The following is an 11,626-nucleotide window of genomic DNA, read 5'->3' on the forward strand; positions in this document are numbered from 1 at the left end:
ATATGACTGAGGCCGCATTTGATAACGGCAAAACGCCGAAGACCTCGAAGGACTGGGACCTGCGCGCCGTCGCGCCTTTCGTGGCGCTGGCACTGCTGCTGGTTCTCGGCACCATCGCCAATCCCAATTTCATCGGCATCGACAATCTGTTGAATGTCATCACCCGCAGCGCCTTCATCGCCATCATCGCGCTGGGCGCGACCTATGTCATCACGTCAGGCGGGCTGGACCTGTCGGTGGGCGCCATGGTGGCTTTCGTGGCCAGCCTGATGATCCTGTTCATGAACAGCGGCGCGATAGCGAGCCCGTTGCTGATGCTTCTTGCGGCAATGGCGCTCGCGCTCGCCATCGGCGCGGCCTGCGGGCTGGTAAACGGGCTCATCACCACCATCGGCCGCATCGAACCCTTCATCGCCACACTCGGCACCATGGGTATCTATCGCGGGCTGACGACCTGGCTGTCGCAGGGCGGCGCGATCACGCTGCGCAACCCGGAAATCCAGACGCTTTATCGCCCGGTCTATTTTGGTAATGTTCTGGGCGTGCCGGTGCCGGTCATCGTCATCTTCGTCACGGCTGCGATAGCCGCCTTCGTGCTTTACCGTACACGCTACGGGCGGCATCTGACGGCGGTGGGCTCCAGTGAGGATGTTGCGCGTTATTCCGGCATTCCGGTCGCCCGGGTTCGCACCATCGCCTATGTGGTACAGGGGCTCTGCGTCGCCGTTGCGGTGCTGCTTTACGTCCCGCGCCTCGCGTCTACGTCGGCAACGACAGGCATGTTGTGGGAGCTGCAGGCGATTACGGCCGTCGTCGTCGGCGGTACGGCGCTGCGCGGCGGGGTAGGGCGCATCTGGGGCACGATCTGCGGCGCCTTCATTCTGGAGATCGTCGGCAACATCATGATCCTGTCGAACTTCGTCAGCGAATATCTGATCGGCGCCATTCAGGGGGCCATCATCATCATCGCCATGCTGGTGCAGCGCTCGCTCAGCCGCAGGTAAGGTATCACGCCGCGCCATGTGGGGCAGGCGCGGTTGGAGGAGGAACGCCCCGGTCTTGGGAGGAAAGAGACTATGCGTAATAAATTCATCGGCGTGGCCTTTGCCGCGCTGGCAACGGTGCTGGCGGGTTCGGCCCACGCGCAGGACAAAAAGGTCACGATCGGCGTGTCCATTCCGGCGGCCGACCATGGCTGGACGGCGGGCGTGGTCTACCATGCCGAACGTGTGGCGAAGCTTCTGATGAAGGAGCATCCGGGGCTCAACGTCATCGTCAAGACATCGCCGGACGCCGCAAACCAGGCCAATGCGCTGCAGGATCTGGCCGTGCAGGGGCTCGACGCGCTGGTCGTCCTGCCGTCCGATCCCGATCCGCTTGTCAACGCCATCAAGGAGATCAAGGACAAGGGCACCTTCGTCGCGCTCGTCGACCGCGCGCCGAGTGTCAACGACAATTCTATCCGCGATCTCTATGTGGCCGGCAACAACCCGGCGCTCGGCCAGGTGGCCGGCGAATACATCAAGAAGACGACGCCGGATGCCGAAGTCGTGGTCATTCGCGGCCTGCCGATCCCGATCGACCAGCAGCGCCAGGATGGCTTCGACAAGGGTATCGCCGGCTCGAATGTCAAGGTTCTCGACCGCCAGTACGGCAACTGGAACCGCGACGACGCCTTCCGTGTGATGCAGGACTATCTGACCAAGTACAAGAAGATCGACGTGGTCTGGTGTCAGGATGACGATATGGCGATCGGCGTGCTGGAAGCCATCCAGCAGGCCAAACGCACCGATATCCAGTATATCGTCGCGGGCGCCGGGTCCAAGGACATGATCAAGAAGGTCATGGACGGCGACAAGCTTGTGCCGGTCGACGTGCTCTATCCGCCGGCGATGGTGGCGACCGCCATGCAGCTGACGGCCGGGCATTTCTACGATCAGGTGCCGGTCGCGGGTGAGTACATCCTCGATGCGACGCTGATCACCAAGGACAATGCCGAGCAGTTCTACTTCCCGGATTCGCCGTTCTGACGAGCTGGCTTCTGCCATGCGACGTCCGCTGCAAGGCGGGCGTCGATGCTGCTAAAAGTTTTGCCTAGGTTTGGATTTGGCGAGACGGCTGCATCCCCACTCCGTCACCCCGGACTTGATCCGGGGTCCAGGGCGATCAAGTCCTTGATCGCGGGAGAGTCGTTTCACGGCGCAGACGCGCCGTGGCTGGATGCCGGATCAAGTCCGGCATGACGGAAGGGCGCTCGGCGAATGCCGCCCGGCCCTTCACCCGTTCTTCCTGAACCACGCCGAGAGATAATCCACGAAACTGCGCACCTTGGCGGGCAGGTAGCGACGATGCGGATAGACCGCATAAATGCCGCGGTCCTTGGAAATGTAATCGTCGAACAGCGTCACCAGTTCTCCGGACTGGATATAGGGCCGGGCGATAAAGTCAGGCACCATGGCGATGCCGAGGCCGGCACGGGCGGCGCGCAGGGTCGCCTGTGGGCTGTTGACCTCGATGGGGCCGCTGATGGCGACCGAATTTGAGCCGCCATCCGGCTCCAGATACCGCACCGTATTATGAAAACGCGTATTGGTGTCGATGATGAAGGGAACGCGGGAGAAATCCTGCGGACCATCGAGCGGTCCGTGTTGCGCGACGAAATCCGCCGTCGCCACCGCATAGACCCGGAAATCGGAAAGCTTGCGGGCGATCAGGCCCGAATCCTCCAGCCGGGTGATCCGGATCGCGAGATCGAAGCCTTCTTCGATCAGGTCGACGAATCGGTCTTCCGCGACGATCTCGAGCGACAGTTCCGGATTTTCCTTGGCGAAGTCGATGAGGCTCTGGCCGACCTCCGCGTCGATGAAAGTGCGTGGAACGGAGATCCGCAGTTTTCCTTTCAGATCGGCATTCTTTTCCCGAACAAGGTCGGCGAGATTGTCGATCTCCTTCAGAATGTCGGACGCTGTGCGGTAATAGGTGTGCCCGGCTTCCGTCAGCGAAAACTGCCGCGTGGTTCGGTTTAAGAGAAGCGCTCCGAGATCGTCCTCCAGTTCCCGCACATATTTGGACAGAAGCGCCTTGGAGCGCCCGGTCTTGCGCGCCGCAGCGGAAAACCCCTCCGCTTCGACAACATCGATAAAGGCGCGGATGCGCGTCAGCGTGTCCATGAAAACCCTCCAGTTTGTTCCATATAATTGAACGCTGCATCCTGACTGTTCAACCTTAAAATCGCTGCTGAAAAATTCCGCTATATGGTGAAAAAATCCTCTTGATTATGACGGCGAATATTCTTATCTCCCGTGCTGCCCAAAGTCGCACGTGCCCATGTGTGTCCGCCGATTCCTCGATGTGGTGAGGATTTAGGTAAGGTACCTGGAACTAACCCCTCCAGTCGCTATTCCGGCCAACCGGAAAATGCGAGGACATACGAAGCAACGACGGTGCGGGCCTTTCTGGTTCTCTGCCGGCTCTCCATCAGCCGGGGTACTAAAGAGGCACACCATCATTGCCTGAAGTGCGGTCGGGTCATTCCCTCCAATCCATGGCAGACAAAGCCGAATGATGCTCTGGCAGGGCGTCGTTCACATTCGCGCCTTGAGCGTATGCTATCGATTCTGCGCCTCCACCGGCTGATTCGAATGCATATCTCGAGCGTCCTTTGTCCTCCGGATTTTTCCGGAGCCGGTTTAACAGGGAATACATCGATGACGACTGCACGCATTCTCGACTTCATCAAGACCCGACGTCCCGAAGGCCCTTGCCTCGTGGTTGATCTCGACGTCGTGCGCGACAATTTCAACGCGTTCCGGCACTCCCTGCCGAACAGCGCGATCTATTATGCCGTGAAGGCAAACCCGGCTCCCGAAATCCTGAAGCTGCTTGCTTCGCTCGGCTCCAACTTCGATTGCGCCTCCGTGGCTGAAATCCAGATGGCGCTCGATGCGGGTGCGACTTCCGACCGTATCTCCTTCGGCAACACCATCAAGAAGGAACGCGATGTTGCGCGCGCCCATGCGCTCGGCATCGATCTCTTCGCCGTGGACAGCCATGAGGAAGTTGAGAAGGTTGCCCGTGCAGCTCCCGGCGCGCGCGTGTTCTGCCGCGTTCTGACGGATGGCGAAGGTGCGGAATGGCCGCTGTCGCGCAAGTTCGGCTGCGTACCGCAGATGGCTGTCGACGTTCTGGTTTACGCCCATCAGCTCGGTCTTGAGTCCTACGGCGTATCCTTCCATGTCGGTTCGCAGATGATGAACCTTGACGCATGGGATGCGGCACTGGCCGATGCCAAGCGCGTTTTCGCTTCGCTTGCCAAACAGGGCATCCACCTGCAGATGGTCAATATGGGCGGCGGTTTCCCGACCAAGTACCTGCGCGACGTTCCGGCTGCCGAAGAATACGGCCAGGCCATCGACACGGCGCTGCGCAAGCACTTCGGCAACCAGATCCCGAAGACCATCATCGAACCGGGCCGCGGCATGGTCGGCAATGCCGGCGTCATCAAGGCGGAAGTCGTTCTCGTGTCGCGCAAATCCGACAATGACAACCACCGCTGGGTGTTCCTCGACATCGGCAAGTTCGGCGGTCTCGCCGAGACGATGGATGAGGCGATCCGTTACCCGATCCGCACCGAGCGCGATCAGGACGAGATGGAGCCATGCGTTCTGGCCGGCCCTACCTGCGACAGTGCCGACGTGCTGTATGAAAAGAACATGTATCCGCTGCCGGTCTCGCTGACCATCGGCGATGAAGTTCTGATCGAAGGCACGGGCGCTTACACGACCACCTATTCGGCGGTCGCGTTCAACGGTTTCGAGCCGCTGAAGGCCTACGTCATCTGATCCGAACGCCGTCCGCTGAAAGGGCGGCGTCTCGACCAAGCTTCCGTTCCGGCCCTGCCGATTGTGCTGTTGCGCAAATCCCTGCTTGCTGCACCTCTTCCAGCCGAGGAAAGCGTGTCGGCGGGCCGGAACGGCTCCACCAATTTTCATCAAGGGCCGCGTGTGGGCGGTTGTGTGACGGGAGGCCAAGGATGGCCGCTCTTTTGAATTCGGTACGGGCATTTTTCACACCGCAGACATTTCATGTCGATCAGGAAAATCCGGGCGATGTCGTTGCCCGTGAAAACCTGCTGGACCGCGCCATGGGCGCCGGACGCCGCCGCAAGTCTTCCGAAAAGCTGCGCGCCGGCCGCGTTCCCGCCGAAGGCCTGGCGCTCGTCGCCCGCGATGAGGACGGCCATGTCATCGGCACGGTGCGCCTGTGGAACGTCGAAGCCGGTATCTCCCGCGAAGGCCGCGCCGTCGAAGCGCTGCTGCTCGGCCCGCTTGCCGTCGATGCCGCCTATGAGGGCAAGGGCATTGGCTCGGCGCTGATGCGCGCCGCCATTACCGAGGCCACCAGGCGGGGCCATGGCGCCATTCTTCTGGTTGGCGACGCGCCCTATTACGAGCGTTTCGGCTTTTTCGCCGACAAGGCCCAGCATCTCATCATGCCCGGCCCGTTCGAGCGTAGCCGTTTCCTGGCGCTGGAGCTGAAAGCTGGCTGGCTTGAAGGCGCTGCCGGCCTGCTGGTGGCAAGCGGCCGCAGGCTCTCTGCCTGACCCCGTCAACCGTTGATTTCGTGCTCCGGCCGGGTGGCCGGGGCCGATCCAGCGAAATTGTATTGCCGCGAAATGTTCTTTCATGAGAGGCTGGGGAATCGGATGCGATACCGGTTCGGCGGCGATAGGTCGCAATAGCCTCTTTGGCCATCGTGACAGTTTATGTCTGCTCCGTCGTGATTTCAGCAGCAGGGGATCAGGCATGCAGGCAGCTCTACTCCGAACCAATCGTGATTACCGCCTGTTATTCTCCGCGAGCGCCGTATCCAATCTTGCCGATGGTATTTCGATGGTGGCGATACCATGGCTTGGCACGTTGCTGACCAGCGATCCGCTGCTGATATCCATGATCGCGGTGGCGCAACGGTTGCCATGGCTGCTTTTTGCGCTGCCGGTGGGGGTTTGGACCGATCGAAGCGACCGGCGTTTGCTGATGGTGCGGGCAGACATGGTACGGCTGGCGCTGATGATATGCGCAGTCGCCATGATCTCCGCCACTGCAAACCTGCCATTACCGATTCAATCGGGTTCGACGGCGATTTTTTCGCTCGCGGTAATAGCCTTCCTGTTCGGCTGCGCCGAGGTCGTTCGGGACAATGCGGCGCAGACGATCCTGCCTTCGCTTGTCGCGCCGGGTGATCTTGAACATGCCAATGGCCAGATGTGGAGCGCCGAACAGGTGACCGGCCAGTTCATCGGCCCGCCGCTGGCCGGCCTGTTGATCGCGGCGGGCATTGCCATTCCCTTCGGCCTTGATGCCGGCTTTTACGCGGTCTCGGCGGTGTTGATCTGGCTCATCGTGCTGCCGCCACGCAAACCCTCCGGTCCGGCTTCATTCTGGCCGGCATTGCAGGAAGGCCTTGGCTGGATGTGGCGCAACCCCATGGTGCTGCGGCTCGCTATCATGCTGGGCGCAATCAACGCCGTATTTGTCGGGGGAATGACAGTCCTCGTTCTCTATGCGCAGGAGGTGCTCAATCTCTCCTCGGCCGCCTATGGCGTGCTGTTGACCTGTGGCGCAGCTGGCGGCGTTCTTGGCGGGCTGGTCTCACCCTGGCTTGCCCGGCGGTTGGGGGCGAGGGCAAGCCTCTTTCTGGCGCTTTGCACATTTGCATTGTTCAATCTGGTGCTTGGCCTGTCGGCGTCCTTGCCGCTGGTGGCGGCCGGCCTGTTTTTCGAGGCGGCAGCCGGCATGTTGTGGAATGTGGTCACCGTCAGCTACAGGCAGAGGCTCATTCCAGATGAGCTTCTTGGACGCGTCAATTCCGTCTATCGGTTTTTCGGTTGGGGCGCGATGTCGTTCGGCGCCTTTGCCGCCGGGATAATGGTCAGTTTGGCCGAACCGGAGATCGGCCGCACCGCGGCGCTGCATATGCCTTATCTGGTTGGCGCCTCTGTCTGTGCGGTTCTTGCCGCCTATGGCTTCTTCCGACTGCGCTTCTGAACCCTGCCGCATGCCGATCTCCGGCCGTTTTGTCGCATCTTTGCGTTCCATGCCCCCTTGCGCCCGGGAATTTGCGGGTATATACCCGAGACAAATGCCAAACGATAGCTGCCACTGCATTCTGTTGCGCAAAGCATCCCGCAAGGTCTCGTCCTATTATGACGAGGCACTGGCGCCGCTTGGTGTCAACATCGGTCAGTTCAGCCTGCTGCGGAACATCAACCGCGTTGCGCCGGTCTCGCTGACCGACCTGGCTGCAAGGGTGGAACTGGATCGCTCCACCGTTGGCCGCAATGCCAAGGTGCTGGCGCGGATGGGTCTGGTCGCTATTGGTCACGGCGAGGATCAGCGGGAAGCGATGCTGACCGTAACGGAGGAAGGGCACGCGATCCTCAAGGCGGGCGCACCGCTCTGGGATGGGGTGCAGGATGAAATCGAGGCCCGGCTTGGGCCCGAGAAGACAGCACAATTGCAGGAACTGCTCGCAGCCCTGTAGTTTTTTGGGCATATGCGGGTATCTGCCCGCAGTGTGGGTATATACCCGTAAAATATCGGCCGCGGCCGCCGGAAAGGGAATTCGAACATGCTCTCCACACGCCTCGCCAGCTGGATGGCCAGCAGAAATCTGCACTATGGCTGGCTCGTCGCCGCGACCACCTTTCTCACCATGCTGGCCACCGCCGGTGCGATGGGATCTGCGGGGGTGATGATCCAGCCGCTGCATCAGGAATTCGGTTGGGATATCGCCGATATTTCTTCGGCCATGGCCGTCAGGCTTGTGCTGTTCGGTCTGCTTGGGCCCTTTGCCGCCGCTTTCATGAACCATTTCGGCATCCGGCAGGTGGTTTCCACCGCGCTTGCCCTGATCATGGGCGGCATTGTCGCCTCGTTTTTCATGACTGAGGTGTGGCAATTGCTGCTGCTCTGGGGCGTGGTGATCGGCGTCGGCACCGGCATGACTGCCCTGGTGCTGGGCGCCACCGTGGCGACACGCTGGTTTTCCAAGCGTCGGGGACTGGTGATCGGCCTGATGACGGCAAGCAACGCCACCGGCCAGCTGGTTTTCCTGCCGCTGCTGGCGGCGCTGACGGAAGCCTATGGCTGGCGAACCGCCTTGACCCTGTCCGTTGCTGTGATTGCCACCGCCATGGTCCTCGTCCTGCTTTTGATGCGTGACCACCCCGCCGACGTCGGTTTGCCGGCCTATGGCGAGACGGTGGTGACAAAGCCGGTCAAGCAGGACCACAATCTCCTCGCCACGCTGGCATCGCCGCTGGTGACGCTGAAAAGCGTCTCGGGCAACCCCGTCTTCTGGGTGCTGTTCGGCACGTTTTTCGTCTGCGGACTTTCGACCAACGGTCTCATCCAGACACACTGGATCTCGATCTGCGGCGATTTTGGCATGGCTGCGGTAACAGCGGCGGGAACGCTGGCGGTGATCGGCATTTTCGACTTCTTCGGCACGATCTTCGCCGGTTGGCTTTCCGACCGGTTCGACAATCGCTTCCTGTTGTTCTGGTTCTACGGTCTGCGCGGGCTGTCCTTGCTTTACCTCTCATTCTCAGGCTTCAGCTTCGTGGAGCTTTCGGTCTTTGCCGTCTTCTACGGGCTGGACTGGGTAGCGACCGTGCCGCCGACGGTGAAGCTCGCCGCGGAAAACTTCGGCCGTGAAAAGGCCGGTCTTGTTTTCGGCTGGATCTTTGCCGGCCATCAGCTGGGGGCAGCCACCGCCGCCTTTGGCGCCGGTTTCTTCAAGAGCGACTTCGATACCTATATGCCCGCGCTGCAGATTGCCGGTCTGATGTGCATGATTGCCGCCGTCTCGGTTCTGCTGCTGCGAAAGCCGGGCTCCGCGACCCTGACGCCGCAGACGGCGTGATATGCATGGGGGAGGCCTGCGCATGTGGCCTTCTCCGTATTCCGACTTTCGTAGGCGGGTCGCCGGGCGGCATTGTTGCGTAATTGCCACAATGCTTGCCGGTTCATCGCTTCCATACATGAAGGGCATCCCGGTTTGATCCATCTCAATCGGCCTGCGTCACCCTTCGTCATAGTGGCTCCCAAGCGGTTGCGGCAGGCGAAGATTCGCAAGGCCCGCCGTCATCAGCCGGTTCCGGGGACTTGCCCGGCTGCGGTGCGCTATAGGAGAGATGGAATGACGAATAGAAACAGAAACAACGCCTTGCTTGCCAGTGTTGCGATTGGCGTTGCCGCCATGCTCGGGTCCGCCGATGCGATAGCCGCTGATATGACCCAGGCGGCGCCGGCTCCGACTGCGGAGGAAGCGATTGCGGCGGCAAGCCCGTGGATGCTGCGCGTGCGCGGCCTCGGCGTCATCACCAACGACAGCGGGAGCGTCGACGGTGTGCCAGGGGCTGGCCTGTCCTATTCGGATACCGTAATCCCGGAACTCGACATCAGCTATTTCTTCACCGATAACTTCGCCGCCGAACTCATTCTCGGCACCACCTATGCCAAAATCAATGGCGAGGGCGTGCTGGCCGGCACGCCGGTCGGCAAGACCTGGCTGCTGCCGCCGACACTGACGCTGCAATATCACTTCACCGACTTCGGCGCTTTCAAGCCCTATATCGGCGCGGGCGTGAACTATTCGCTGTTCTACAACCAGACCGAAAAGCCCGGTTTCAGCAATCTCGACGTCAAGAACAAGCTGGGCGCCGCCGTGCAGGTCGGTTTCGACTATATGCTGGATGAGCATTGGGGTGTGAACTTCGACGTGAAGAAGATCTTCCTCAAGACCGACTGGACGGCGGAACTCGGTGGCACGCCGATCAGCGGCAAGGCCAAGCTGGATCCGTGGCTGATTGGCGCGGGTATCACCTATCGTTTCTGACAGTAGATCAATGAAGCGCGGCCTTTGACGGGCGGCGCTTTCTGGGCTATAGGGACGGCCACGGGCAAGAGCCCCGGCCGTCCGCAGGCGCGTTTGCGCCCCTGGTGAAGCTCTTTTCTTGATAACGGTCATCCCATGTTTTGCATGTCGTCGATGGCAACGCGGACCCCTTCGGAACATTCGGCATGCACATGTTGGAGAACCGTTATGAACGTGTCCAAACCGCTTCCCGCACTTGAGGGGCTGAAAGAACAGGCAAAGCGCCTGCGTGCCGCTCTTGAGGATGAGGGGCAGTCAATCACCCATTCAAAGGCGTTGGAACTCATCGCCGCACAATATGGCTTCCGCGACTGGAATACGCTACATGCCGCCGCGGGAAATCGTCCCGCGTTCAATCCCTATCTTCTGGGTTCCAGGGTGGAAGGTTTTTACCTCGGGCAGCCTTTCGTGGCCTCCGTTCTGGGCGTGCAGGCGCTCGGCGGCGATCCCGAACGTTACCGGCTGACCCTGCATCTCGATGATCCCGTGGATGTCGTGACCTTCGAAAGCTTCTCCGCTTTCCGCCAGCGCGTTCATTGCAATGTCGATACCTCCGGCCGCACCCTCGAGAAAACTTCCAATGGCCGGCCGCAGGTGGAACTCGTCTGGTAGGTTGGCGCTCCCTTGATTGGTCGCCGTCCATGGAGGCGAAGCACGGGATTTCAGGCGTTTGAACCCCTTTTCATTTGAAAACTGAAAGGGGGTTCAGTCGAAATTTGCGATGTTTGCTTCACCGCGTCTTTCCGCATCACCCCCTTAATACACGTCAGTGCTCGTCCGAGTATATATAATATATATTTTGGTTGTGCTTGTGTGTTATTAATAGCATTTATTGTTGATATATATGTTTTTGCAAAGTAATATCTGTTATTGTATTGAGTGGATATATAAATATTATTGTCTGCTTATGTTTGAGGGATTTTATGAGCGATACGCAGTGGCTGGAATGGGGCAGGAAAAACCCATATTACGGCGTGTATTCCGAAGACCGATTTCACACTTCAAATATCGAGGCAACGAAGGGGGAATTCTTCGCAACCGGGGAAGCCAATGTCTCTTGGATGCTGGGTCGTGCGGAACAGTATTGCGGGCCGTTAGGTAAAGGGCGTGTTCTTGAGTTCGGTGCCGGGGTGGCTCGAATGAGCATACCGCTTGCGTCCCGTTTTGAAACCGTAATCGGCGTTGAACTATCTCCAGACATGCGTGCCGAAGCCGTTAAGAATTGCCAGTTATACAATGTCAAAAATGTCGAAATGGTCCCTTCAGACGACGATTTAAGTCACGCTTCGGGCGAATTTGACCTCGTCCTCAGCTATATCGTTCTCCAGCACGTAGATGCCAGGAGGGGAGTGATGCTGATCGACAAGTTGCTGTCTAAGGTCGGCCCCAGCGGTGTCGCCATTCTCCAGGCGAGCGTCAAACGGCCTGAACGCCGCTTGTCAGACCGCCTACGCTATCACCTGCGCCACAATGTGCCAGTGCTGGCGGCAACATATAGATTCCTGCGTGGAAAAGGCTGGAATACACTTTCAATGCGAATGTCGGAATATGATCCTATCGCCATCCTCGCGGTGTTCAGTCGGAACGGAATGAAGGACGTTTTGCTTTCCGAGCATTATCAAGGTGATGTCCTTACCTTTCATTTCACGGCGAGAAAGGGCGGCTAACACGACGGGACGCCATTACT

11 protein-coding genes are annotated in these 11,626 nt (G+C 59.7%); 10 read left to right on the top strand and 1 reads right to left on the bottom strand.

Translation table 11 applies throughout. The features are described 5' to 3' along the window. Positions 1 to 2: 2 nt before the first annotated feature. Both FHW77_RS03695 and FHW77_RS03700 read left to right on the top strand, forming a co-directional pair. A complete protein-coding gene (locus tag FHW77_RS03695) occupies positions 3 to 1,004 on the top strand; it encodes an ABC transporter permease (RefSeq protein ID WP_004445079.1) in 1,002 nt (333 codons plus the stop codon). A gap of 72 nt (positions 1,005 to 1,076) precedes the next feature. Continuing rightward, positions 1,077 to 2,030 carry a substrate-binding domain-containing protein gene (locus FHW77_RS03700; RefSeq protein ID WP_004445078.1) on the top strand — a complete coding sequence of 318 codons (954 nt, stop codon included), beginning with the start codon at positions 1,077 to 1,079 and terminating at the stop codon, positions 2,028 to 2,030. Between the two features lie 246 nt (positions 2,031 to 2,276). On the opposite strand, the gene FHW77_RS03705 is transcribed toward FHW77_RS03700, so the two are convergent. After that, positions 2,277 to 3,170: a LysR family transcriptional regulator gene (locus tag FHW77_RS03705; RefSeq protein WP_004445076.1), complete on the bottom strand. Its 894-nt coding sequence runs from the start codon at positions 3,168 to 3,170 to the stop codon at positions 2,277 to 2,279. Between the two features lie 537 nt (positions 3,171 to 3,707). Between FHW77_RS03705 and odc2 the strand changes: the two genes are divergently transcribed. The 8 genes from odc2 (at position 3,708) to FHW77_RS03745 (ending at position 11,606) form a co-directional block, all read left to right on the top strand. Then, a complete protein-coding gene (odc2, locus tag FHW77_RS03710; protein WP_004445074.1) occupies positions 3,708 to 4,841 on the top strand; it encodes an ornithine/lysine decarboxylase in 1,134 nt (377 codons plus the stop codon). A 191-nt stretch (positions 4,842 to 5,032) separates the two neighbouring features. Continuing rightward, entirely contained in the window at positions 5,033 to 5,602 is a 570-nt protein-coding gene (locus FHW77_RS03715; protein ID WP_004445072.1) for a GNAT family N-acetyltransferase, read from the top strand. Positions 5,603 to 5,804: 202 nt separating this feature from the next. Then, positions 5,805 to 7,046 (top strand): MFS transporter, encoded by a 1,242-nt coding sequence (locus FHW77_RS03720; protein WP_004445070.1) that lies wholly within the window; start codon positions 5,805 to 5,807, stop codon positions 7,044 to 7,046. A 94-nt stretch (positions 7,047 to 7,140) separates the two neighbouring features. Then, positions 7,141 to 7,542 (top strand): MarR family winged helix-turn-helix transcriptional regulator, encoded by a 402-nt coding sequence (locus FHW77_RS03725; protein ID WP_004445069.1) that lies wholly within the window; start codon positions 7,141 to 7,143, stop codon positions 7,540 to 7,542. A gap of 87 nt (positions 7,543 to 7,629) precedes the next feature. Continuing rightward, the gene (locus FHW77_RS03730) at positions 7,630 to 8,925 is read left to right on the top strand and encodes an MFS transporter (RefSeq protein ID WP_004445067.1); all 1,296 of its coding nucleotides are present in this window, start codon (positions 7,630 to 7,632) and stop codon (positions 8,923 to 8,925) included. 276 nt (positions 8,926 to 9,201) lie between these two features. After that, the gene (locus FHW77_RS03735) at positions 9,202 to 9,900 is read left to right on the top strand and encodes an OmpW/AlkL family protein (RefSeq protein WP_004445064.1); all 699 of its coding nucleotides are present in this window, start codon (positions 9,202 to 9,204) and stop codon (positions 9,898 to 9,900) included. Between the two features lie 207 nt (positions 9,901 to 10,107). After that, on the top strand, positions 10,108 to 10,551 hold the full coding sequence (locus tag FHW77_RS03740) for a glyoxalase superfamily protein (RefSeq protein WP_004445058.1): 444 nt from the start codon (positions 10,108 to 10,110) through the stop codon (positions 10,549 to 10,551). A gap of 311 nt (positions 10,552 to 10,862) precedes the next feature. Further along, positions 10,863 to 11,606, top strand: coding sequence for a class I SAM-dependent methyltransferase (locus tag FHW77_RS03745; RefSeq protein ID WP_004445056.1), 744 nt, complete (start codon positions 10,863 to 10,865; stop codon positions 11,604 to 11,606). Positions 11,607 to 11,626: the final 20 nt, after the last annotated feature.

It is taken from the genome of Agrobacterium sp. RC10-4-1 (assembly GCF_014138475.1).
Lineage (GTDB): Bacteria > Pseudomonadota > Alphaproteobacteria > Rhizobiales > Rhizobiaceae > Agrobacterium > Agrobacterium pusense.